This window comes from Blautia sp. HA9023, assembly GCF_056504095.1.
Genome location: NZ_JBWLUR010000010.1, coordinates 256,013 through 281,618, shown reverse-complemented (window position 1 = coordinate 281,618; position 25,606 = coordinate 256,013). Strand labels below are relative to the sequence as shown.

Here is a 25,606-nt window from a genome sequence, read left to right as displayed (position 1 = left end):
ATTTTTTATTTTTTATACAGGATACGAATGGAATTCAGCACGCAGATCATGGCAACGCCAGTGTCTGCAAATACGGCCATCCACATGTTGGCATGTCCGGCAAGACCAAGGATCATAACGGCGATCTTGATCACAAGGGCGAATATTACGTTCTGCCATGCGATGCGGTTTGTGTTTCGTGCAATGGCGATAGACTGAGGAATCGCATCTACGTTGGAGTTCATAAATACGGCATCTGCAGCCTCGATAGCCGCATCTGCACCACTTCCCATGGCCGCGCCTACATCTGCACCTGCAAGTACAGGAGCATCGTTGATTCCGTCACCGACAAACATAACCGTTCCGTGTGCCTCACGGACCTTTTTCAGGGCGTTGAGTTTGTCTTCCGGAAGGAGCTTGGCATAAATTTCATCGATTCCCGCGTCTTTTCCTACGGCAGTTGCACTGTCTTCGGAATCTCCGGTAAGCATAACTGTGTGAAGACCGAGTTTTTTCAGGGAAGCAATGGCTTCTTTTGCATCTGGTTTGATAGTATCGGAGATCAGCATATATCCTGCAAAAGTTCCGTTTACAGCCATAAATACTTCAGAGCCGTAAGAGGCTTCTTTTAATTCTCCGATGGTGACGCCGAATTTATCCATCAGCTTGCGGTTTCCACAGAGAACTTTTCCCTCCGGCATTTCTGCGACAATTCCATGTCCGGAAATTTCTTCCAGAGAGATCGGTTTTTCAAACTGGATTCCGCGTTCTTTTGCGGCAGCTACAATACTGTTTGCAATCGGATGTGTGGAGTTCTGCTCGCAGCCTGCACACATGGAAAGAAGTTCGTTTTCGTTATATTTACCGGCAGTTACAACTTTCTGAAGCTGGAAGTTACCTTCTGTGATGGTTCCGGTTTTATCCATAACTACAGCGCCAAGGTTGCTTAATCCCTCGATGGAAAGGCCGCCTTTGAACAGGATTCCTTTCTTGGAACCGGCACCGATGCCTGAGAAGAATGCAAGCGGGATACTAAGTACAAGAGCACATGGGCAGCTCATTACCAGGAAGGTGATGGCTGTGTAGATCCAGTAATGCCAGTTTCCGGTTACAAGGGATGGAATCAGTGCTGTTGCAACAGCGATTCCTACAACACAAGGAGTGTACACTTTTGCAAAACGTGTGATAAAACGGTCGATCTTCGGTTTACTTGCTGCTGCATTTTCTACAGAATCCAGGATACGTGTGACCATGGACTCTTCGAGAGGTTTTTCCACGCGGATCTTTAACTGACCGGAAGTGTTTACACATCCGGAAGTGATCTCATCACCTTCATTTACAGCAACCGGTACAGGCTCACCTGTGATTGGGGATGTGTCGATACGGCTGCTTCCTTCGATGATCACGCCGTCAAGAGGAATACGATCGCCAGGACGGACCAGGAGAACATCGCCAACCTGAGCTTCTTCAGATGGGATCACCTGAATATCATCGCCAACAACAAGGTTTACAACTTCCGGGCGAAGATCTACAGCGTCCATGATCTGTCCGCGGCTTCGCTCAACGGCTTTTTCCTCAAAAAGCTCGCCGATTCGGTAGAAGAGCATAACGCCTACGGCCTCAGCGGAATCATTGATGGCAAAAGCAGCGAGAGTTGCAACACTCATCAGGAAGTTTTCGTCGAATACCTGTCCGTGGGAGATGTTTTTGGCTGCCTTTACAACGATCACACCGCCAAGTGCCAGATATGCAATCACAAATAACGGAAGAGTGGCAGTATCTGCAAATCCTTTGTGTTCCATGATCTCACCGGCAACAAAGAGGATCGCGCCGATGATAATACAGATCGTGTCGATCTTTTCTTTGGAAAAAGATTTCTTTTTGCTGGATGGGTGAGTTTCGGATGCAGCTGTCTGTGATTTTGGCTTCGGATCTTTTTCTTTTACTACAACTTCGGATTCAATGGAAGTACAGATCTTGCGGATCTGATCAAGGTAGCGGTCCGGGTTTTTTGCAGTAACGCGAAGTTGTTTTGTTGCAAAAGTGATGGTAGCTTCGGAAATACCGTCGAGGTCTGCAATCTGTTTTTCCATTTTGGAAGCACAGTTAGCACAGCCTAAGTTTTCCAGAATATAAGTTTTTGTCTTTTCTCCGGAATTGTTGCTTCTTGGAACAACCTTGACCTCGGATTCAATGGAGGTACAGATCTTACGAATCTGATCAAGGTAGCGGTCCGGATCCTTTGCGGTTACACGAAGCTGTTTGGTAGCAAAAGTGATGGTGGCTTCGGAGATGCCGTCGAGGTCTGCAATCTGTTCTTCCATTTTGGAAGCACAGTGGGCGCAGCCCAGGTTCTCCAGAAGGTAGATCTTGGTTATTACGTCAGCAGAAGCGGCTGGCTTCGGGTTTCTCGGAACAACTTTGACTTCGGATTCAATGGAGGTGCAGATCTTGCGGATCTGCGGAAGCAGAGCATCTGGGTCAGCGGCGTTTAAGCGAAGCTGTTTGGTGGCGAAAGTGATGGTTGCACTTTCTACGCCGTCAAGATGCTGGATCTGTTCCTCCATCTTGGAAGCACAGTGGGCACAGCCCAGGTTCTCCAGGATGTAGACACGTTTTGCGGATGCTGTGCTGTGGGAGTGCTCGTGATGCTCGTGGTTGTGGTCGTGATCCCCGCAGCCGCAACCGCAGTGTTCGTCATCGTGATGATGGTGATGCTCATGCTCATGTTCGTGATGTTCGTGGTCATGATCATGATGATGATGATGTTCATGCTCGTGGTGGTCGTGATCATGATCCTCGCAACCACAGCCGCAGTGGTCATCGTCGTGATGATGGTGATGATGTTCATGCTCGTGATGTTCGTGATCATGATCCTCACAGCCACAATCGCAGTGGTCATCATCGTGATCATGATGGTGATGTTCATGCTCATGATCTTCGCAGCCACATCCACAATGCTCATCATCGTGGTGATGGTGTTCTTCATGTGCATGTTCCTCATGCTCATGTTCCTCATGATGGTCGTGGCCGCAACCGCAGCCACAGGAATCCGTGGACTCCATGGAATTCTTTTTTAAGCTCTCTTCCATATGAAATCTCCTTGAAATTTATATGAATATATGATTTAATGTTCATATGACTATTTAAGCATATGTTTTATCTGATGTCAATATTTTTTTCTAAAAAGAATAAAAGAAATGTAAAATCTATTACAAAAGAAATATAGAAAACATTAATATATTCTGAAAAAATAATCTATTTTATTATTCTTATTTAACATGTTATACTTTTATCAAGTAAAGAAAGAAAGGAAGGTAGCAACATGTACAGTATTGACTTAAACAGTGACATGGGTGAGAGCTTTGGCGCATACAAGCTGGGCGGAGATGAAGAGATCATTAAATATGTCACAACAGCAAATGTAGCATGTGGCTGGCATGCAGGCGATCCAATGGTAATGGATAAGGTAGTCCGCATGGCAAAGGAACGTGGCGTTATGGTTGGAGCCCATCCTGGATATCCTGATCTTCTTGGCTTTGGACGAAGAAAGATGGTTCTCTCTCATGATGAAGTTAAGAATTACGTCAGATACCAGATCGGAGCACTGGCTGCATTCACAAAAAGCTATGGAATGAAGCTTCAGCATGTCGCTCCTCATGGAGCAATGGGAAATGCCTGCCAGTATGATGAGGACATTTCCACAGCAATCTGCGAGGCAATCTGTGAGTATGACAAAGATCTGATCGTTTACTACTGTGCAGGAGCAGTTCTCGGTGATATCGCTGAGAGCAAGGGACTCCGTACAGCATCCGAGATCTTTGCAGACCGTGCATACATGGATGATCTTTCTCTTGTACCGAGAAAGATGGAGGGATCCATGATCACAGATGAGAACATTGCCATCGAAAGATGCGTGAAGATGATCAAAGAAGGAAAAGTAACATCCATCAACGGAAAAGAGCTTGACATCAAGGGTGACACACTCTGTGTACACGGAGACGGACCGAAGGCACTTGCTTTTGTACAGAAGATCCGTGAGAAATTCACAGAAGAAGGTATTGAGATCAAACACTTATAAAAACTAAATAAAGTACATTCACATGAGAGATAGAATGCCGGATAAATCAAAGGAGATTTAGTACAAGGGATTACTGCGATGATTTGTCCGGCTCTTTTTATATGAAAATGTGTACCTTTTTAGGATAAGAAAGGAAAGGGTGGAAACTATGGCAAAAGAGAAAAAACAGAACAACATAGTAAGAAACATGATGATCGCTCTGGTCGGCGGTTTGGTCGTAGGACTTGGATTCATGCTTCTGAAACAGCAGATGTCAGAGGGGACATGGAACGTGATCAATGCACTTCTGTTCCAGGATATCACAGCAGATCAGGGATTTCATTCCATCGGTCTCTTCTACATCATCGGACAGCTGTTCATGAGAGGATTACAGATGGCGATCGTACCGCTGGTACTGGTATCCTTAAGCCTTGCAATGTGCAGTATCTCCAGTTCCTCCAAGCTTGGAAGAATTGCAGGACGTACATTACTTGGATTCTTCTGCTTCTATGTAGTTGGCGCACTTATCGCAGGTATTGTTGCATTCGCAATGAAAACAGCTGGATTTTTCAACGTAAAACTTCCGGCAGAGGCAGTTACAGAGGCTGCAACACTGGATCAGTTCAACCCGCTTGCAACAATCGTAACAGCAGTTCCGTCCAATATCGGAACCGCATTCAGCAGCAATAACAGCATCCTTGCAGTTGTAGTAGTAGCTATCGTTCTTGGTCTTTGCATGAACGCACTTGGCGACAAGATGAAACCGCTGAAAAGCGTACTTGAGAACTTAAGCGACATCATCAACCTGTATCTGACATTCCTGATCAACAAAGTTGGTCCTGTAGCAATCTTCTGCCTGATCTCCCGTACATTCGCAATCTACGGAGCTGAGTATCTGGCACCGGCAGCAGCTTACATCGTAGGCGCAATGCTGACACTGTTTGTACTTGTAGTAACGATTTACCCGATCGGTATCGGCCTTACAACAGGCTTAAGCCCGATGAAATTCCTTAAGAAGATCGCAAAAGTTGGTGTATTCGGATTCTCCACAAACTCTTCCGCAGCATGCCTTCCGCTGAACACCAGAACATGCCTTGATGAACTTGGATGCTCCCAGGAGATCACAAGCTTCGTTCTTCCTACAGGTATGACCATCAACATGAACGGTACAACTGTTATGCATATGTTTGCAGTAACATTTATCGCAACAGCATCCGGAATTGACATTACACCGGCAAACCTGATCACAGTCGCATTTCTTTCCATCTGTGCGGCAATGGGCTGCCCGGCTATCCCGATCGCCGGAACAACTCTGATCGTAACAATCCTTTCCGGTATGGGCTGGACATCTGACCTTTGTATGATCGCATATGCACTGGTTGTAGCGATCAACCGTCCGGTTGAGATGGCACTTCTTCCGCTTAACGTAATCGGTGATGCAACAGTCAACGTTATCGTTAACAAGAAAGAAAATGAGATTGACGAAACAAAATATAACGCGTAAGTAAATATAAAAAGTCTTAATATTATACATACAAATTATTAAATTGACTTAATATTACTACGATGATACCATTTAAGCGTATAGTTGAGACATCAGCTATACGCTTAAATACTAAATGCAGTAAAAAACAGCGGGACATCCGCAGAAAAATAAAAGGGTTCAGGAGGAAATAAATATGGAGTACAAGACAGCGAAAAGAATGGAGTGCCTTCCATTTTCCGGTATCCGTGCAGTAATGGAAAAAGCAAACAAAATGCAGCAGGCAGGAGAGAAGATCATTCACCTGGAGATCGGACGTCCGGATTTTGATACACCGGAGAAGATCAAAAAAGCAGCAAATGAGAGCCTTGCAGCAGGACATGTATTTTACACATCCAACTATGGTATCCCGAAACTGAGAGAAGCCATTGCAAAATGGGAGAACGAGAACCATGGTACAGATTATGAAGCATCTGAAGTTCTTGTAACAGTAGGTGTTGGTGAGGCAACTTTCGCATCCATGGACGCTTTCCTGGATCCCGGCGATGAGATTCTTGTCCCGAACCCGGTATGGCTGAATTACATCCATGTTCCGTCAGCACTTGGTGCAGTACCTGTAACATACAGCCTGAAAGAGGAGAACGATTATCAGATCGACTTTGAGGAGATGGAGTCAAAGATCACAGATAAGACTAAGATGATCGTTGTTGTAAACCCAAGCAACCCGACCGGTGGTGTTTTCTCTAGAGAGACACTTGAGAAATTAAGCGAGATCGCCATCAGACATGATCTTCTTGTGATCGCAGATGAGATCTACAGCCAGCTTGTATACGATGGAACAGAGCATGTAAGTATTGCATCTCTTCCGGGAATGAAAGAGCGTACCATTACATTAGGAGGATTTTCAAAAGCTTACTCCATGACAGGATGGAGACTTGGATATCTGTGTGCGCCGGTTGGAATCATCCAGGCCTGCGTACGTGTTCATCAGTATACAGTTACCTGCGCATCTTCCTTTGTACAGGAAGCAGCGATCACAGCTTTAACTGATTGTGCAGATGATGTTGAGGCAATGAGAAAAGAGTATCAGAGAAGAAAAGATTATGTGGTAAAAGCTCTGAACGAGATCGATGGGATCAGCTGTAACAACCCACATGGTGCTTTTTATATCTTCGTAAATATCAAGAGCCTTGGGATGACTTCAATGGAGGTTGCCGAGTATCTTCTTGACAATGCAAAAATCGCTCTGGTACCTGGTTCCGCATTCGGTTCCGAGGGAGAGGGATACTTAAGAATTTCCTACGCATGCAGCTATGAGGATCTTCAGGAAGCATGTGCAAGAATCAAAAAAGCAGTGGAAGAACTGAAAAACAAATGATCAGATAAAAAAATACCCACCGCTTTTTGTGGCGAAAAGCAATATATTTATACCGTGAAGTCTGGAAAGTGTTGATTTTAAGCCATTTCTGGATATGTGGGTTGATTCAGAGATATGGTTTTGTGACGTTTTTAGGACAAACGCCAGAAAATATGGAGAGCTCCGTGACGTTTTGAGTTGACTTTTTACCGGTAATAGCATATGATAATAACAGCTAAGGAATGTGGTGAGATTCCAAGTGGCAAAGTGAAAGCCCTCAGAGTTGCAGCTCTGGGGGCTTTCTTGCTCGTTACGGTGAGTTATTCCGTTTAGGCTGTTGCTGCCTATCGTCTACCGTCCAGCCGTTTGCATATGTAGTAGCTAACTACGCCTGCTACAACGGAGACAAGAAATGTGGTGAGAATTTCTTCCATCGTGGCCACCTCCTTTCTGCTGGAGGTTCGACAGCTCTTTTAGTATAGCATGGTTTAGAACAATTTGGAATATATAAAATTACCCGGTGCAAATTAATGTACCGGGAGGTTTTTACGAATTAAAAATAGTTCTTTTTTCTATTCCTGTAAAATTGATAATCATTCTCATAGTAAGAAGGAGAATGAGGCAATTCCTTTTCGTATTTTTCTAGAAAGTTAGGTGATAATTTGTAATCATAAAATTCCGCAAGTTTTATTAAAAATCCCTCTAGTATCTTTTCGGGTGAATAGCCTAGAATAATACTGGAATTGTGCTATTTTCAGAACTGAATAACAAAATGTAAATTAAAGAATAGAACTATAATCTGCCGGACGACGGCAAAAGAAAAAAAGCCGTCGCAGAGCAGAGGTATCTTCACGCGCCATTTCTAAATTACGGCGGCTTTGATTTTCAGAGCCGCCGCTTTCTTTTTGCCTATCGGCAAGTCTACGACGACCCGAACACTGTAAAAATACGGCGGCTAATGGCGGCTATATGCTGGAAAAACGACCGGAAGAAATTTCTCTTATGGATGTTATTAACTGTACAGAGTCAACAATGGCAATCAGCAGATGCCTGGAGAAGGACGGATACTGTTCCAGAAATTACTCGGATTGCTGTAAAGTACATAAAGTGTTACTGGATCTGCAGAACACTTATAATAACAGGCTGGAAAATGTGAAAATATCAGATATTATTCAGCCGGGTAAAGATGAATATTTTGGACGTTTTTATGTAGTTATAAAACTGAATTTGAAGGATCAAATATATGAGTGTATTTATTCCCATGTACATGAAGTCTATGATAAAGTAAGTGCTTCAGCTAGCTACGGTGAGTTTGTAAAGAAGTATACAGAACAATATGTACATGAACAGGATCGCCAGAAGTTACAGGAATTCTTGGCAAGTGAAAAGCTTACGGAACACTTGGTAGACGGCTGCATGGAAGAAGATATGTCCTATCGCAGAATATGTGATAATGAAGCAGATTCTTATATTTGGATGGAAGCAAAAAGATATGTAGATGAGACGGAAAATACTGCCATTCTCACATTCCATAATGCGAAGGTTATTCCCGATACGATTGTCAATATGGAACAGGAACTGCGGAAGAAAGAAAAGAATATCACGAAACAGTATTGGGATATGGTTTCTCTGCTTGTTGCTGTATTGAATCATAATAATCTGGTGGAAACAGAACATCAGGATGATATTAGTTTTTACACGGAGCAGGTTTATCGCCAACTGCAGAAGAATTATCCGGAATATGGAATTACCGAAGAAGAGATTGAAAATGTATCGCACCTTGCACCAATCCATGATATTGGTAAAATCCGGGTATCGATAGAAATATTGAATAAAAATGGGAAATTAACGATAGATGAGATGGAAGTCGTGAAACAGCATCCAATTTGCAGAAAAAAGAAAAAAACTTGGTATGACTCAAAAACAGCTTGCTGAGAAACTGGGTAAGAGTGATAAGTCAGTTTCCAAATGGGAACGTGGAGTTTCCCATAGTTAAAGATACCACACCAAATATGATGAACCCACGCTTATACACTACCAGCTATAATAAACCGCAAGGACAGCAATTTGATGATACTGCTGTCCTTTCTTTTATAAAATTGCAGTACACATAAAAAAGCTGTAAAATGATAAATATATTTGTCCTTGTAACAATTCTCGGACATTTGCCTGTTATACTATCTGCAAAAAGCAAAGGAAGTGAGAATATGGAGCAGATTTTAATTGTCGAGGACGACAGTTTTTTGAATAAGATGTTAGACTATAACCTGACCGCAGACGGCTACGGCGTGACTTCTGCCCTAAATGCCAGAACCGCAGCCGAAGCCATCCGCCAGCGGGAATTTGATTTAGTGCTGCTGGACATCAACCTGCCGGACGGGAACGGTTTTGAACTGTGCAAACTGATAAAGCCCCAGCACCCGGACACCATCGTGATTTTCCTGACCGCCAACGATCAGGAGAGCGACCAGATACGGGGTTATGAGGTGGGCGCGGTGGACTACATCACAAAGCCCTTTGTGATCGGGGCCTTGCAGCGAAAAATCAAAGCTATGTTCGCCATGCTGGAACACCACAAACCGGCCAAGGACATTTACGACGACGGGCGGCTGTTTCTGGACTTCTCGGAGCAGACGGCTTCCTTAAACGGCAAGCCCCTGACCCTATCCCCGATGGAGTATAAAATGCTGAACCTGTTCCGCAAAAATCCCCGGCAAGTGCTGACCCGTGGGCAGCTTTTGGAAAAGCTGTGGGATATAGACGAAAGGTTTGTAGACGAACACACCCTGACAACCTCCATTAGCCGAATTCGCAGCAAGATCGAATCCGACGGCGGCGCGCCCTACATCAAGACCGTTTACGGCATGGGTTATCAATGGACGGGAGGCGAGGCAAAATGAAGTTTCAAAACCTATCGGTAAAGCGGCTGTTTAGCCGGGTGGCAATAGGACTTGTCCTTTCCATGTCCGGGATCACCATAGCCCTGTTTCTTGTGACAAAACAGACGGCGGTGCTGCTGACTGGCGGGGCGCTGCTACTGTGCGCCCTTGTGGGGATTTTTGTACTGACGCAGGCGTTTGGAAAGCGGCTGTCGCAGTTTACCGCTGACCTGTGCCAGACTTTAGACCACATGATCGCCGGAAATGAAGCACCCCAGCGGCCAGAGGACAGCGAAACCCAGCTTGCCAGAATCGGACACCGGTTGGCAAGGCTTTACCAGATCATGCAGGAGAACCGCCGCCGGGTGGACGAGGAACGGCAGGAGTTGCAGACCCTTGTATCGGATATTTCCCATCAAGTGAAAACGCCGGTAAGCAATCTGAAAATGGCGACGGACACCCTGCTGGAAAAGCTTATGACCGAGGCGGAGCGCACCGACTTTATCCGGGGAATCCGCAGCCAGACGGATAAGCTGGACTTTCTCTTTCAGGCCCTTGTGAAAACCTCCCGTCTGGAAACAGGCGTGATCCAGTTGGACAAGAAACCGGGTCGCCTCTTTGATACCGTGGCGCAGGCCATGAGTGGGATCGTGTATGCAGCGGAGAAAAAGGAAATCGCCGTGTCTGTGGACTGCCCGGAGGATTTGACCGTTTCCCATGACAGCAAGTGGACATCCGAAGCCCTCTTTAACCTGCTGGACAATGCGGTGAAGTACACCCCGGCGGGAGGGAAAATCGCTGTGTCGGTGGTGCTGTGGGAAATGTATGTGGAGATCAAAGTGACCGACACCGGCAAGGGCATTTCCGAAAGCAATCAGGCTGCCATCTTCCGGCGCTTCTATCGTGAGGAAGAAGTACACGAACAGCAGGGCGTGGGCATTGGCCTGTATCTGGCCCGCGAGATCGTAACGCGACAGGGCGGCTATATCAAAGTGGTTTCGGAGCCGGGCAAGGGATCGGAATTTTCCATTATGCTGCCTACAAAATAGAACGCGGCGGACGGCCATTCCCGGCTGCCCGCCGTAAATTTTTTTGAAATGTCCGAGCGTTGTAACATTTCACCCCGATTTTCAATGAAATTTTTTGGCCGCTGTAACATTTCGCGGACATTTGGGTTTTATAATACCTTTATCAACAGGCAAGAAGCCTTGAAAGGAGTTTTGAATATGAGCGTTTTACAGACTATTGACCTGAAAAAGTATTATGGCACAAAGCCGAACATTACCCGCGCCCTTGACGGTGTGAACTTCTCCGTGGAGGACGGCGAGTTTGTGGCCGTTGTGGGAACCTCCGGCAGCGGCAAGTCTACCCTGCTTCACATGATGGGCGGGCTGGACACTCCCACCAGCGGAACCGTGATTGTCCGGGACAAAGAGCTGTCGAAAATGAACGACGAACAGCTCACCATCTTCCGCCGCCGCAACATCGGCTTTATCTTCCAGAACTATAACCTTGTTCCTATCCTGAATGTGTATGAGAACATCGTCCTGCCGGTGGAACTGGACGGGGACACGGTGGATCAGAAGTTTTTGGACGAAATCGTTCACCTACTGGGGCTGGAAGATAAACTGAAAAATATGCCGAACAATCTTTCCGGCGGCCAGCAGCAGCGTGTGGCGATTGCCCGCGCCCTGATTACCAAACCGGCAATCGTGCTGGCCGACGAACCAACCGGCAACCTTGACAGCAAGACCAGCGCCGAGGTGCTGGGGCTTATCAAGCGTACCAGTGCGGAGTTTCGGCAAACTGTCGTGATGATTACCCACAACAACGACATTGCCCGCCTTGCAGATCGGATCGTCCGCATTGAGGACGGAAAGATTGTAGAGTAAGGAGGTGGCAGGCTATGACATGGCCTTTTGAGAATGATACCAGCGCCATTACAAAGAAGCTGGCAAAGAAAAGTTTGCAAAGCGAGAAGCGCCGGAATCTGATGGTAGTGATCGCCGTTGCGCTGGCGGCGTTTCTGATCTGCTTTACGGGAATTGTGTCTACCTCCCTGACACAAATGCAGCGCAATCAGGTTGTCGATACTTATGAGGCGGTCTGGCTGGGCGTGGAGGAAAACGACATTGAAACCCTGAAAGGAGTGCCGGAGTTTGAGCGCGTAGGCAGCTACTATATACTGGGTGAGGAACTTTCGGAACAGGGCTATCATGCGTCCTATGTGTATTGCGACGCGCAAATGATGGAGATTGCCAAGGCGCAGATGAAGTTGTTAGAGGGCCGGGTTCCTGAAAAAGCAAATGAAGTTGTCGTAAGCGAATACTTTCTTTCCACCTATGGAAACAATGCCAAGATTGGGGACACTGTGACCTTAGATACCGAGAGTTTTCATGGTGATTATGTCGTTACCGGAATTATGGACAGCGTAAATGAAAAAGAAGCGAATACCTGCGCTATCATTCTTTCCAAAGCTGCCCTGACAGAATGGGATGGATTTGACCCGGCTGGGTATCGTGCCTATGCCCATTTCAAAAACAGCGACCAGTTGGGCGAAGAACTGATGACCTCTTATTGCAGGGAGATTGCGGAGGAATATCAGCTTCCTATGCCCAAAATGAACAGCAAGTATTTTGCCTATGCTTCTAAATCCTTTGATTTTGCACTGATGGCTGGCGTGATTGCCATTGTTCTGATCGGCGGCTATATTGTGATCCAGAGTATCTTCCGTATCTCCATCAATGACAAAATCAAGAGCTACGGGCAGCTTCGGACGATTGGTGCAACGCCAAAGCAAATCAAGCGGATTGTAAAGCGGGAGGGACGCAAACTCGGCAGTATCGGAATTTTGATTGGTACAGTGCTGGGTGTATGCGGCGGTTTTCTTCTATTTCCCAAGGGATTTAACGCTGTTTCCTATGTGGAAACGGTTATTTTGACACTCATAAGTAGTTGGATCATGGTATCTGTTTCCATCCGTAAGCCAGTAAAAATTGCGGCAGGGATTTCCCCGATTGAAGCCATCCGTTTTACCCCGGCGCAAAAGGACATCCGCAGCCGGAAAAAGAACATCAAGCTCAATCCTGTTTCAATGGGAATTGCGAATTTTAAGCGTGACCGAAAAAAGACCGTTGCTATTGTAGCTTCATTGAGTTTGGGCGGAATTATCCTGCTTGTGGTATCCTCCATTGTTTTGCTGCGCTCACCAGAGGCACTTGCAAGACAGTTTTTCCCAGACGGCGACTATAAAATTTATTTGGATTCTGAAATGACAGAAGAAAAGGTTATGGCAGCGGGAAATCCATTGAATGAGGAATTAAAGCAGGAAATCTTATCTATTGATGGCGTTACAGATATAATTCCAAGCAGGCAATCTCTCCATGCAACTTATAAAACAGAGATTCATCAAGCTGGTGGTATGTGCGATATGCTGACCGACCAGAATTATGCGGCAGTTGAAGCGGCTCTGACAGAGGGAACCATGCCAACAGATTCCCGTAGTATTGTAATTGACTATAATGTGCTAAAGCAGAATGAGGATATGGGTGTTGGTTCAACGGTTGAGATTTCTTTGGGAGAAGAACAGCCATCCGTTTCTGTTACCATATCGGGGTTATACGCTCCTGCAAAGGTATATTCAGGACATGGCAGGATGCACTTAGATGGGGCAACTCTTTTTGCACCAGAAGCGTTGTTCCACGAACTGCACCCGGAAATCACCTCTTTTGACTATTCATGGAGCATTGTAAATGACGCTAAAAAAACGGACTATGTGGGAGCTGAATTGAAAAATATTGTTGCCAGCCATAGTAATATTGCCTTAGATGAAATCAATACAGTGATTGAATATGAAGAAATGACAAATTCTTTTGCGTTTGGCAGTATGGAGATACTTTCATGGTTGGTATTTCTCTTTGGCGTTATCAACCTTATCAATACGACACTCTCTAACCAGATAGCCCGAAAGCAGGAAAACAGTATTCTGCGTTCTATCGGCCTAACACAAAAACAGCTATGTAAAATGAACATCTGTGAGGGGCTGTGCTATGCGCTCTTTGCAACATTGGCGACGCTGATCGTTGGGCTTCCGGCTTCCATCTTTGCTTGCAGAAAAATGAGTATAGGAGCTTTTGCCGGAAATGTAGTGCCTTACAAATTCCCGGTTTTGGAAATGGGACTGTTCATTCTGGTATTGTTCGGAATGGAACTGATCTTGTCTGTATGGACAATCCGCAGACAGAAAAAGCAATCCCTGATTGAACAAATGCGGGCGATGGAATAACCGTATGGGATCGGCGGGGCGGCGTGTGCTGCCCCGCTTTTTTCGCCATTTCTCAAAAAATTTTTGAAATGTCCGAGCGCTGTAACATTTCACCCCGATTTTCAATGAAATTTTTGGGCCGCTGTAACATTTCGCGGACATTTGGGTTTTACAATACCCTTATCAGCAGGCAGAAAGCCTTGAAAGGAGTTTTGAGTATGAGCATTTTACAGACTATCGACCTGAAAAAGTATTACGGCACAAAGCCGAATATCACCCGCGCCCTTGACGGCGTGAACTTCTCCGTAAATGACGGTGAGTTTGTGGCCGTTGTGGGAACCTCCGGCAGCGGCAAGTCCACCCTGCTTCACATGATGGGCGGGCTGGACACTCCCACCAGCGGAACCGTGATTGTCCGGGACAAAGAGCTGTCGAAAATGAACGACGAACAGCTCACCATCTTCCGCCGCCGCAACATCGGTTTTATCTTCCAGAACTATAACCTTGTTCCCATCCTGAATGTGTATGAGAACATCGTCCTGCCGGTGGAACTGGACGGGGACACGGTGGATCAGAAGTTTTTGGACGAAATCGTTCACCTGCTGGGGCTGGAAGATAAACTGAAAAATATGCCGAACAATCTTTCCGGCGGCCAGCAGCAGCGTGTGGCGATTGCCCGCGCCCTGATTACCAAACCGGCTATTGTGCTGGCCGACGAGCCGACCGGCAACCTTGACAGCAAGACCAGCGCCGAGGTGCTGGGACTTATCAAGCGCACCAGCGCGGAGTTCCGGCAAACTGTTGTGATGATTACCCACAATGACGACATAGCCCGTCTTGCAGATCGGATTGTCTGCATTGAGGATGGCAAGATTGTGGGGTAAGGAGGTGGCAGACTATGACATGGCCTTTTGAAAATGATACAAGTGCCATTGTAAAAAAATTGGCAGGTAGGAGTATGCAAGCGGATAAGAGAAACAAGGCATTTCTGCTTTTGACAATCGCCATCTCTGTCTGTATGGTTTTTTCGATTCTCCTAATATCAACAGGTACACAAGAGAAATTCAAGAACACACAGAGGAATAAAGCGCAGATTGGCATTTTGGGAGTTACAGACGAACAAACGGCTCAGCTGCATCAAAACGAAAATATTACATGGGTTGGCGAATATTCCGCTATAGGTGTGTTTTATGTTGAAAATAAAACAATCACTGTTGCTTATGGAAATGAAGATTATTTTTTACATCAGGAAGAAAAAACTTTTCAGGGAAGTGTGCCGCAGAAAGCGGATGAGATTATGCTCCCCCAGAACTACCTTGATTTTTTAGGAAAATCCTATCAGACTGGCGATACAATTTCTATTGACCTGACTGGAACAGGACAGAAAGCAGAATATACACTTTCAGGTGTTTTGAATAATACGAAAGAAAGCAACGGATATTTTATTTATGTTAGTAAAGAGCTTGCCCAAGATTTGGCAAAAGATTCTTTTCAGGTTACAGCATATACGCGGTTGAATACAGACGCCATAAGTTCCACGGCTATTCTTAATTTTGCCGGCAAAGCAATACAAAATACAGGCATTGTCGAGGAACAGGTAATGCTTACAGAGTATTCTGCTGTTATGTCGGGTGTGATAACATCGGGTATTCCGATTCCAGTACCACTACTGGCGGCGTTGACGGCTATTTTGGCGGCAACGATTGTCTATGGTGTTTTTTACACAAAGATTGTAAAAAATGTTCAGATGTTTGGGCAACTGCGGACAGTTGGCATGACAAAAAGACAGATTAAACGGATGGCAAGTAAAGAGGGACGTTTATATGCCTTAGCTGGTATTCCTTTGGGGCTTGTCATTGGTGCACTGATTGGATTTATTGGCTGTCCTGATGGATTCCGGCTAAAAACAACAGTTATTTATGCTGTACTGATTGCCGCAGTAGCCTTTGTAACAGTGAATATTGCCATTTTTAAGCCTGTCCGAGTAGCAATGAATACTTCCCCGGTAGAGGGTGCTAAATACCTTGCGTATGCTGGAAAGGCAAAAAGCAGCTCAAAACTGCATCGGAAACTTACGCCGTTTAATCTGGCGAAAATAAATATACAAAGAAACAAACAAAAAGCAGTTCTGACGCTTTTAATGCTTGGAGTAAGCGGAGCTCTTTTACTGGTTACTTCTACGGTTGCTGGTTCTATTGATCCGGCAAAACAGGCAAGTTTCAAATATTATCCTGCCGGTAACATTCTTATACAAATAAGAAATACAGTTGGCAGCTCTTTCGATAACGAAGCGGAGCCATACGGAAGTGCAAAATTGCAACTGGAAGAAAATCCACTTGAAGATCAGGCATTGATGCAGGAATTAGAAAAGGTAGATGGGATAGAAAAGATTACCGCATTTGACAGCGTTTATATGACAGCTACTTTTTCGGGCGAAAGTGGTTCTATCACGAGCATTTCAGACTTCTTTCCAACCTTAAATCGGGAACAGACAGAAGAAAAGCAGGCGGCGTTATCCTCTGGAACAGCAGATTACGATGATATGGTTGAGAAAAATGGAATATTGGTTGCAGAAGATATAGCACAAGTTGGCGATACTTTGAAGATTGAGGGCAGAGCTTTTGATGGTAGAACCTTTGATGTGGAAGCCGTTGTTGTAGGCACATACAATAGATCTGATTTAATGGAGGATAGCCCGGTTGTTCCTGGAAGCCCCTACTTCATTATGACTTATGACACAGCAAAGAAACTGACAGGGATAACGGAACAGACGGGGATTCTGGCGATTAAAAATTCAGAGGGATGTTTTGATGAAGTTTTGACCGCAGTTCAGAAGATTGCGGATAAAAATGGAAAAATAGAAGTAAATACGATTGAACAAACGATTAAAAATATTCAGTATCGATACAGTGCATCTATAAATGCTCTATATATGACTTCTGCTATTCTGTTCGTCTTTGGAAGTATCAGCCTTACGAATATGCTTATGGTTGATTTTCAGAATAGAAAGCGTGAATTCGGTTTGCTTGAGGCTGTTGGAACAACACGGCAACAGTTGAAAGCAATGCTGGATAGGGAGATGGGAATTTACCTCGGAGGTTCGTTGGTAATAGCTCTTGTATTTGGAAGCATTTTAAGTGTAATTGTTTGTAGACGATTGGATGCGGTAAACCATTGCATTACGTTGGTATTGCCGTGGCTGTTTCTACTGGCGTTAGTCGTTGTTTTAGCAGTTATATATTTGATTTTCACTGCATACGCAAAATCCGAGTTGAAGAAAACAAGCATCTTGTCTGCCATAAGGGAGGAATGATCTTTTGTATAGACATCACTTAAAAGGTAGTTAATTTCAAAATAATATCACTCTGTTGATACAGCCAGTCCGTAAATTCTTTCGGGCTGGCTGTTCCTGTTTTTACAGCCTTTTTTCTCTGTAATGCTTCTTTCTTAAAGTCGGCAAAGGCAGCCTGTATTTTTTCCAGACGGTCAGCCGGAAAGCCTGCGGTATTTTTTACCCGGTTTATTTTGTTGCGCCAGTTCTGGCATTCATTTTTATAAAGCAGGTCATAGTTATTTTCTCTTGCCCTCTCGTCAAATTCCCGCTTGTTTTGAAGCGCCTGTGCTTTGCGGCACTTATCGCTGCACAGCTCATACCGCTGGCTCTTTGCCAGAAAATATTTCCCACAGACCTTGCACTGTCGGAAGCAAAGCCCCCAGTCATTCAGCCTGTTCAGATAATAGGTAATCAACGGGTAGAGGGACGCATAGGCAGACACACATTCTTCTGTGCGCCGGTTGTCCGGGAACCAGAGGTCAAGCCGGGTATCTTCTGACGGTGCGCCTTTGAAATAAAGGCTACCAGCTTGAAAATGTTTCGGTTTTCCTGTCTCCCTGTCAAAGCTCATGGCTTCGTTATGGAATACCCCGGTCAGGCTGCTCATTTTATCCATGAAGCGGTCACAGGCAGCGTTACGGTCACGGGGTTCTCTGGCAAGCAGATAGCTGTTCCAAATACGGAACGCCACATACATTTTCAGAGGGTCATTGCTAAGATATTTTCCCCAGAGAAATTCGCTTGCCGCCTGCTCCAGCTCCGGCTGTTTCCATCGGTTGGAGTGGAGGGCTTGCCGCAGTGGAGAAAGCCCGTATAAGTTCCAATCTCTGTCCGTGTCACGCTCAAAGTTTATCAAAAAAGTTCCCAGTGGGCGTGTCATATCACAAAGCACCTCTGTGTTTTGGCTCCCGTTCAGACGGAAGCGAATCTGCTGTTCTTCCCCAATCAAAATCCGTTCTTTCATTTTCTTCCTGTCCAGCGTCAGGACAAACAAAATCCTCTCAAAACATGGCTCATGCCGTATAAACTGATTCTCCATCCCTATCCCTTGCCTTTTCTTATGGTAATTATATAATTCAGTTATATCCGTTACACTCATGGTATCGCAGAAGTATTGTTTTGTCAAGGATAATCCGCTATGATGATTGTAGTTGGTAATTTCGTACCATACAGTACCTTGACAAGTGAATGACCGTCCAAAAGGGATATGACCGGCAGGAGAAGTGACGCATCCAGCGCACCAATGCAGGGAAACACCGCAGGAATGGGGCAGGAAAACGGCTTTTGGGGAGAACGGCAGCAGGAAGCATTTTAACCTATTTGATTTATGGGAGGAACAGAATGAGCAATAAAAAGAGATTGAACAGCTACGAGGATTTACCGCTGGTTCTGGATGTGGCGGACATCCAGCAGATTATGGGAATTTCAAGAGCGAGCGCCTATGAGCTGGTACACACCCCCGGCTTTCCGGCGTTCCGCAGTGGCAGGCTTATCAAGGTCAGCAAAACTGCTTTCTTTGAATGGATGGCAAAAGGCTCCGAAACCGTACCGAGAAGCGACAAAAAAGCGTGAGGTATTATCCCCTGACTGCAATACTGCCGCACTTTCCAAAGGGGCATACAGAGGGAAAAAACCTTAAAAATGATACCGAAACGCTACACTAAAACAGCCTATCTGCGTACATCAGATAGAAACGGAGAAAGGAGCCGGTTATGGCAAGAATGAGCAACAAGCGACGGCTGGAATGGTCTTTCTTCTTAAATGACCGCAGCCGTATCACTTACAACGAACTGTGCCGGAAATGCCAGCACGAATGCAAACAGAGCTTCCGGGCGGTTGTGGTTGACTGCCCGAAGTATCTTTCCAAGCGTTCCAAGAAAAAGGACAAAACTGCCGGAAACGGCAAAATCCCTTAGGAACTAAGGGCGCACTTCTATACATAGTCTAAAGACCATGTATCGTGCGTCCTGTGGAGCTTACCTCTGTCGCTGATAAAATCAGCAATCCGCGGTCTGCGTTCGCTTCGCTCCGACAAGGTGGCTACACCCCCTTGCGCCGCTAAGGCGGCTATCCCCTGTGTACCCTCCGAAAAGAGAAATCCGCTCTGCGGTTTTCCCTTTTCGGAGGGTTTTATAGAAGCACTGACACACGGACTGTCTGCGGATGGTCTTTCTTTATCTTATAAGTAAAGGATGTGAGAACATGGAAAAATCTTTGGAACAGTTGAAACAGGAATATGAAAAAACCACTGTCCTGCTGGAACAGGAAAAACGGAAAATGCAGCGTTTGAAAAACCGGCAGGCGTATCTGGAAAGCGGTTCCCGGAAACAGAGGACGCACCGGCTGATTACCCGTGGGGCAGCTATTGAGAGCATTGCACCACAGACAAAGGAGCTATCCGAAGCGGAATTTTATTCCCTCATGGAAAGCATTTTGAATCTGCCGCAGGCGGAGCATTTCATCCGGTCTGCCACAGAGAACCACGCCCGTATTTCCGGGCAGGAGAAAGGCGGTGACTAAGGATAGCACTTTATCATTTTTCAATCGCACAGATCAAGCGCAGCGCCGGTCAGAGCGCCATTGCCAGCGCAGCCTATCGAGCCGGGGAGCGTCTTTACAGCAGCTACTATGGAGAAGTCAGCGACTACACCAAAAAGGGCGGCGTGATCGCTTCGGAAATCATGCTGCCGCCCCATGCGCCGGAAATATATCTTGACCGGGCGACCCTCTGGAATGCTGTGGAGAACTGCGAGAAACATCCAAAAGCACAGCTTGCCTATTCCTTTGATATTGCCATGCAGAATGAATTGACGCTGGAAGAAAACATGGAGCTGGCGAGGAAGTTCGTACAGGAGCAGTTTGTGACAAAAGGCATGATTGCCGACCTTGCTTTTCACAGCCCGGAGAAAGAGGACGGCGGCATCCCTAACCCGCATTTTCATGTGATGACAACCATGCGCCCTTTGAACCCGGATGGCACATGGGGACAAAAACAGCGTCGGGAATATCTTCTTGATGAAGATGGAAACCGAATCCGGGATAAAAACGGCGATTATATGTTTAACGCTGTCCATACAACAGACTGGCATGAGCCGGAAACGCTGGAACACTGGCGGGAGCAGTGGGCGGCTGCCGTTAATACAAAATTTGAGGAAAAAGGGCTGGATGTGCGTATCGACCACCGTTCCTATGTGCGGCAGGGGCTTGACCTGATACCTACTGTCCACGAGGGAGCTAATGTCCGGCAGATGGAAGCAAAGGGCATCCGCACCGAGAAAGGGGAACTGAACCGCTGGATTAAAGCCACCAACCGGCTCATGCAGGATGTGAGGAAGAAGATCAAAGCCCTGTTTGTCTGGATGGCAGAGGTAAAAGAAGAACTTTCCAAACCGCAGACACCGAGCCTTGCCGACCTGTTGATCGCTTATTACAACCAGCGCAACGCAGGGGCATGGAGCAATAAAGCCAGAACCGGAAACTTAAAGCAGTTTGCCGAAGCCGTCAATTATCTGACGGAAAACAAGCTGCTCACATTAGAGGATTTGCAGGAGCGTCTTTCCTCTGTCAACGAAGAATTTGAAGCGTTAAGCGACTCCATGAAAAAGAAATCTGCCCGGATAAAGGAATTGCAGGAATTGATACGGGAGGGCGAGAATTACCAGCGGCTAAAACCTGTTCATACGGAATTGAACAATATCAAGTTTAAGAAACAGAGGGAGAAATTTGAAACATCCCACGATGCGGAGTTACGGCTGTTTTATGCCGCCCGCCGTATTTTGAAAGAAAAACTGGACGGAAAACCCATTGCCCTGAAAGCATGGAAACAGGAATACGCACAGTTAAAAACAGAGTATGCCGAACTGTCTCCGCAGCACAAGCCACTCCGGGAGGAAGTCATACGGCTACGGCAGGTGCAGAACGCCGTAGATACCGCACTGCGCCGGAGGGAGCAGCCACAGGCAGTACAGAGAAAGAAACATGAGATGGAGCTATGATATAACCGGCAGCTTTACCGCTACCAGTATTTTTATGGAGGGAGCATTTGAATGTATTTGAAGCGGTGAAACAGTCTGTTACCACCCGGCAGGCTGCTTCATTCTATGGAATCCGGGTGGGGAGAAACGGCATGGTCTGCTGTCCATTCCACAATGACCGCACGCCCAGCATGAAAGTGGACAGCCGCTTTTACTGCTTCGGCTGCGGGGCTTCCGGGGATGTGATCGACTTTGCCGCTTTGCTGCATGGATTGGGGAAACGGGAAGCTGCGGTCAGGCTTGCGGAGGACTTCGGCGTTTCCTATGAGAAATCCGGCAATGCGCCGCCAGATAGGAAGCGTCACAACAGGTCACAGCCCCGACAAAAATCAGCGGAGCAGAGATTTCAGGAAACGGAACGGTATTGTTTCCGGGTGCTATGCGATTATCTGCGCCTGCTGGAGCATTGGAAAACAGCACACGCCCCACAGCCGCAGGATGCCATCTGGCATCCTCTTTTTGTGGAAGCGTTGCAGAGGATAAGCTACACAGAATACCTTTTGGATATTTTGTTATACGGAGAAATAGAAGAAAAAGCGGCATTGATCGCCGCACAGGGAAAGGAGGTGTTGCGGCTTGAACAGCGAATTTCAGAGCTTGCCGCCGGAAACGCAGGAAGCGGTCAAAAGGACGATGGACACAATGGAACCGGCGCAGACACCGGCAGAAATCCGGGAAACATTAGAGGGGACGCAGAAAGGCGGCGTGAAGAACAGCATCCGAAACTGCCTGACGGTGTTCCAGCGTGACCCTCTGTTTCGCGGGGCGCTGCGCCTGAACCTTTTGACGGAGCAGATTGACATTGTGAAGCCGCTGGGCTGGGAGCGCACCAGTACCACGCTGACCGACATGGACATGAACTACCTGCTTTTGTATCTGGAAGAAAATTACGGGCTTACCAGCGAGAAAAAGGTGCAGAGCGCCATCAAGATTGTTGCCAATGAAAACCGCTACCATCCAGTCAGGGATTACCTGAACAGCCTGCAATGGGACGGCACAGAGCGCATCCGTTACGCCCTGCATCACTTTCTGGGAGCCGATACGGACGAATACACCTATGAAGCCTTGAAACTGTTCCTGATGGGAGCCATCCGGCGGGTATTCAGACCGGGGAGCAAGTTTGAGGTCATGCTCTGTCTGGTTGGTGGTCAGGGAGCCGGGAAATCTACCTTTTTCCGGCTGCTGGCAGGCAGGGACGAATGGTTTTCAGACGATTTGAAAAAGCTGGACGATGAAAATGTGTACCGCAAGCTGCAAGGGCATTGGATTATCGAGATGTCGGAGATGATTGCCACAGCCAACGCCAAGAGTATTGAGGAAATCAAGTCATTCTTAAGCCGCCAGAAAGAAACCTACAAAGTGCCGTATGAGACACATCCGGCAGACCGGCTGCGGCAATGTGTATTTGGAGGGACGACCAACCGGCAGGACTTTTTGCCCCGTGACCGCACTGGCAACCGGCGCTTTCTCCCCGTGACGGTGTACCCGGAACGGGCGGAGGTTCACATACTGGACGATGAAGCGGCGGCGAGGGCGTATATCGAACAGATGTGGGCGGAAGCCATGACGGTTTATCGCAGTGGGAAGTATAAGCTGTCATTCAGCATGGAAATGAACCGATACCTGAACGCCCACCAGCAGGACTTTATGCAGGAAGACACACAGGCCGGCATGATCTACGCCTATTTGGAGGACTACACCGGCGACAGGGTATGTTCCAAGCAGCTTTATGAGGAAGCGCTGGGGAACTTAAATTCCCCGGCAGACTGGGAGACACGGGCAATCTGCGAGATTATGAATACCGGCATTGCGGGCGGCATCATACAGGGCTGGGTAGCCTACAAAAGCCCGAAGCGGTATAAGAAATACGGTTCTCAAAAAGGCTGGGAGCGTGTCAACCAAGCTCCGCCGGAGGGGGACGGTTTTCAGGAAATCACGGAAGAAGAAGCCCGGCAAATGGAACTTCCATTCTGAAAAGCCACCGGTTGACAGTTTGGTTGACGCTTTGGTTGACAGCCGGTTGACGGGGAAAAGCCTGATATTTGGGGCATTTCTCTCCTTTGTCAACCATGTCAACCAAGAAATCAAAGAAAAAGTAAAAAGTAATAATAGAGCGCCTATGGATTGTTTTCAAAGTCTTTTCTGCCGGTTGACACGGTTTGGTTGACACGGAGACAGTCTGCGGCTGTACACCTGTCTGACATTCCCTTGTCGGGCATATTTCATTTATGGAGGTAACTGCCTATGGCAAAAAGCAAAAACGAGAGCAATAACAAAAACAGCGGCACCCTGCTTACCGAAAAAGACGGCACCCAGTATTTTGTCATGGGGAAAGTCCGTATCAAGGTATCGGAGCATTTCGCACAGGATGGGAAGCCGCTTGACAGCCTGCTGGAAGATGTGATCCAGCACGCTGCCGCCGCTTCCTGAAAAAATACGGAATAACGACTGTCAATCAGCCCACGCTTATGATATACTTGTACCAGCGAGTATTGTATAAGCGTGGGTTGTTTCTTTTAGAAGGAGGATTTTTAACCGTGAAACAACCATACAATACAACGATTTATAACACTGCACTATATTTGAGATTGAGCCGTGACGATGAATTACAGGGGGAAAGCGGCAGTATCCAGACCCAGCGCATGATGCTTAGACAGTATGCCGCAGAGCATGGGCTGACCGTTGTAGACGAGTACATTGACGACGGATGGAGTGGGACAAATTTCGAGCGTCCAAGTTTCCAAAGGATGATTGATGACATCGAAGACGGGAAAATCAACTGCGTTGTCACAAAGGACTTATCCCGTCTGGGAAGAAACTATATCCTGACCGGTCAGTACACGGAAATCTATTTCCCCAGCAAGGGAGTACGCTACATTGCCATCAATGACAATGTGGACACCATCAACGGAGAAAGCGAGCTTGCACCGTTCTTAAACATCCTGAATGAAATGCACGCCCGACAGACCAGCAAAAAGGTCAAGGCTGCCATGCACACAAGATTTGCCAATGGCGCACACTATGGAGCCTATGCACCGCTGGGCTATGTAAAAGACCCGGACAAAAAAGGTCATCTTCTGATCGACCCGGAAACACGCTGGATTGTAGAGAAGATTTTTGACCTTGCTGTACACGGGCGTGGAGCCGCCAGCATTACACGGATTCTGGTGGAGGAAAAAGTACCTACCCCCGGCTGGCTGAACTATGAAAGATACGGGACTTTCGCCAATATCTACGCCGGTGCGCCCGCAGAAAAAGCCTATGCGTGGACGATAGCACAGGTCAAGAGCATTTTGAAAGAGGAAACCTACATCGGTCACAGCATTCACAACAAGCAGAGCAACATTTCATTCAAGAACAAGAAAAAGGTGCGGAAGCCGCAGGAAGAATGGTATCGTGTGGAAAATACCCACGAAGCCATCATTTCTGAAGAAGTGTTCCAAAAAGTTCAGGAGCTGATTGCAAGCAGACGCAGGAAACGCAGAAACGGTACGACACAGATTTTCGCAGGATTGATAAAATGTGCAGACTGCGGATGGTCTTTAGCCTATGGGGAAAACAAGCAGAATAAGAACCCATACGGGTACTACCATTGCAGCAAGAACGGGCAGGGATTACGCCAGTGTTCCATGCACTATATCCGCTATGATGTACTGTATGCCTATGTGCTTGCAAGACTGCAATACTGGTCTATGCTGGCACAGAAAGACGAGGACAAGCTGCTGAAACGCCTGCTCAATGCCAGCGACAGGGAAAGAAACTCTGCGAAGAAAAAGCAGGCTGCGGAGCTGAAAAAGGCAGAGAAGCGTAAAGCCGAGGTTGACGGGCTGTTTGCTAAAATGTATGAGGACTGGTCTGCCGGACGCATAACCGAGTATAACTTCAATATGCTGTCCGAGAAGTACCAGAACGAGCAAAAGGAGCTTGAAACAAAAATAAGACAGCTTCACGAAACGATGGAAGCCGCCGTACAGACCGCAGCGGATGCTGAAAAGTGGATTGCCCTGATGAAACAGTATGTCAACCCTGTGGAGCTGACCGCCGAACTTCTGAACACTCTAATTGAAAAAATAACCGTCCACGAAGCTGTCAAGGGCGAGGACGGAAGCCGTGAGCAGGAAGTAGAAATCTACTACCGCTTCATCGGCAAAATCGACTGACCTTTCTTTTTTACCCAACAATATCTTTAATTAAGGGAGACGGGGATTTGTTTACC

At 46.7% G+C, this 25,606-nt stretch carries 19 protein-coding genes and 2 pseudogenes; 19 read left to right on the top strand and 2 right to left on the bottom strand.

The window, feature by feature from the left end; translation table 11 throughout:
* Positions 1-5: 5 nt before the first annotated feature.
* Positions 6-2,585: a heavy metal translocating P-type ATPase gene (locus AC04Q6_RS16800; protein WP_442863153.1), complete on the bottom strand. Its 2,580-nt coding sequence runs from the start codon at positions 2,583-2,585 to the stop codon at positions 6-8.
* Between the two features lie 719 nt (positions 2,586-3,304).
* On the opposite strand from AC04Q6_RS16800, the gene AC04Q6_RS16795 reads away from it, so the two are divergent.
* From AC04Q6_RS16795 to AC04Q6_RS16745, 11 genes and pseudogenes are all read left to right on the top strand, one after another.
* Positions 3,305-4,060: a LamB/YcsF family protein gene (locus tag AC04Q6_RS16795; RefSeq protein WP_021976404.1), complete on the top strand. Its 756-nt coding sequence runs from the start codon at positions 3,305-3,307 to the stop codon at positions 4,058-4,060.
* Between the two features lie 148 nt (positions 4,061-4,208).
* Positions 4,209-5,543 carry a dicarboxylate/amino acid:cation symporter gene (locus AC04Q6_RS16790; protein ID WP_118062157.1) on the top strand — a complete coding sequence of 445 codons (1,335 nt, stop codon included), beginning with the start codon at positions 4,209-4,211 and terminating at the stop codon, positions 5,541-5,543.
* A gap of 175 nt (positions 5,544-5,718) precedes the next feature.
* The gene (locus AC04Q6_RS16785) at positions 5,719-6,900 is read left to right on the top strand and encodes a pyridoxal phosphate-dependent aminotransferase (protein ID WP_118062158.1); all 1,182 of its coding nucleotides are present in this window, start codon (positions 5,719-5,721) and stop codon (positions 6,898-6,900) included.
* 945 nt (positions 6,901-7,845) lie between these two features.
* Positions 7,846-8,814: pseudogene (locus AC04Q6_RS16780) on the top strand (Rrf2 family transcriptional regulator); the annotation flags it as partial.
* A pseudogene (locus AC04Q6_RS16775) lies at positions 8,792-8,863 on the top strand (helix-turn-helix domain-containing protein); the annotation flags it as partial. The pseudogenes AC04Q6_RS16780 and AC04Q6_RS16775, both read left to right, overlap by 23 nt.
* A gap of 223 nt (positions 8,864-9,086) precedes the next feature.
* Positions 9,087-9,779, top strand: a complete 693-nt coding sequence (locus AC04Q6_RS16770) for a response regulator transcription factor (protein WP_035394423.1) — start codon at positions 9,087-9,089, stop codon at positions 9,777-9,779.
* On the top strand, positions 9,776-10,807 hold the full coding sequence (locus AC04Q6_RS16765; protein WP_064786807.1) for a sensor histidine kinase: 1,032 nt from the start codon (positions 9,776-9,778) through the stop codon (positions 10,805-10,807). Before AC04Q6_RS16770 ends, AC04Q6_RS16765 begins: the two co-directional genes overlap by 4 nt.
* Before the next feature lie 177 nt (positions 10,808-10,984).
* Positions 10,985-11,650, top strand: a complete 666-nt coding sequence (locus tag AC04Q6_RS16760) for an ABC transporter ATP-binding protein (protein WP_117850968.1) — start codon at positions 10,985-10,987, stop codon at positions 11,648-11,650.
* 14 nt (positions 11,651-11,664) lie between these two features.
* Positions 11,665-14,043: an ABC transporter permease gene (locus AC04Q6_RS16755; RefSeq protein WP_119247968.1), complete on the top strand. Its 2,379-nt coding sequence runs from the start codon at positions 11,665-11,667 to the stop codon at positions 14,041-14,043.
* A 197-nt stretch (positions 14,044-14,240) separates the two neighbouring features.
* Positions 14,241-14,906, top strand: a complete 666-nt coding sequence (locus AC04Q6_RS16750) for an ABC transporter ATP-binding protein (RefSeq protein ID WP_119247969.1) — start codon at positions 14,241-14,243, stop codon at positions 14,904-14,906.
* A gap of 14 nt (positions 14,907-14,920) precedes the next feature.
* Complete coding sequence (locus tag AC04Q6_RS16745; protein WP_119247970.1) at positions 14,921-17,335, top strand: ABC transporter permease; 2,415 nt, start codon at positions 14,921-14,923, stop codon at positions 17,333-17,335.
* Between the two features lie 19 nt (positions 17,336-17,354).
* Here AC04Q6_RS16745 and AC04Q6_RS16740 read toward each other — a convergent pair whose 3' ends face one another.
* Positions 17,355-18,395 carry a DUF6076 domain-containing protein gene (locus AC04Q6_RS16740; RefSeq protein WP_117457311.1) on the bottom strand — a complete coding sequence of 347 codons (1,041 nt, stop codon included), beginning with the start codon at positions 18,393-18,395 and terminating at the stop codon, positions 17,355-17,357.
* Between the two features lie 302 nt (positions 18,396-18,697).
* On the opposite strand from AC04Q6_RS16740, the gene AC04Q6_RS16735 reads away from it, so the two are divergent.
* From AC04Q6_RS16735 to AC04Q6_RS16700, 8 genes are all read left to right on the top strand, one after another.
* On the top strand, positions 18,698-18,928 hold the full coding sequence (locus AC04Q6_RS16735) for a helix-turn-helix domain-containing protein (RefSeq protein ID WP_064786802.1): 231 nt from the start codon (positions 18,698-18,700) through the stop codon (positions 18,926-18,928).
* A gap of 140 nt (positions 18,929-19,068) precedes the next feature.
* Complete coding sequence (locus AC04Q6_RS16730) at positions 19,069-19,272, top strand: hypothetical protein (RefSeq protein WP_004614949.1); 204 nt, start codon at positions 19,069-19,071, stop codon at positions 19,270-19,272.
* A 286-nt stretch (positions 19,273-19,558) separates the two neighbouring features.
* Positions 19,559-19,876 (top strand): DUF3847 domain-containing protein, encoded by a 318-nt coding sequence (locus tag AC04Q6_RS16725; RefSeq protein ID WP_008816380.1) that lies wholly within the window; start codon positions 19,559-19,561, stop codon positions 19,874-19,876.
* 2 nt (positions 19,877-19,878) lie between these two features.
* Complete coding sequence (gene mobQ / locus AC04Q6_RS16720; RefSeq protein WP_074104019.1) at positions 19,879-21,351, top strand: MobQ family relaxase; 1,473 nt, start codon at positions 19,879-19,881, stop codon at positions 21,349-21,351.
* 47 nt (positions 21,352-21,398) lie between these two features.
* Positions 21,399-22,139 (top strand): CHC2 zinc finger domain-containing protein, encoded by a 741-nt coding sequence (locus AC04Q6_RS16715; protein ID WP_014079457.1) that lies wholly within the window; start codon positions 21,399-21,401, stop codon positions 22,137-22,139.
* Positions 22,024-23,364 carry a virulence-associated E family protein gene (locus AC04Q6_RS16710; RefSeq protein ID WP_009321442.1) on the top strand — a complete coding sequence of 447 codons (1,341 nt, stop codon included), beginning with the start codon at positions 22,024-22,026 and terminating at the stop codon, positions 23,362-23,364. The genes AC04Q6_RS16715 and AC04Q6_RS16710 overlap by 116 nt, the downstream gene beginning before the upstream one ends.
* Before the next feature lie 270 nt (positions 23,365-23,634).
* Positions 23,635-23,820 carry a hypothetical protein gene (locus tag AC04Q6_RS16705; RefSeq protein WP_004849804.1) on the top strand — a complete coding sequence of 62 codons (186 nt, stop codon included), beginning with the start codon at positions 23,635-23,637 and terminating at the stop codon, positions 23,818-23,820.
* A gap of 107 nt (positions 23,821-23,927) precedes the next feature.
* On the top strand, positions 23,928-25,550 hold the full coding sequence (locus tag AC04Q6_RS16700; RefSeq protein ID WP_008791695.1) for a recombinase family protein: 1,623 nt from the start codon (positions 23,928-23,930) through the stop codon (positions 25,548-25,550).
* Positions 25,551-25,606 lie beyond the last annotated feature (56 nt).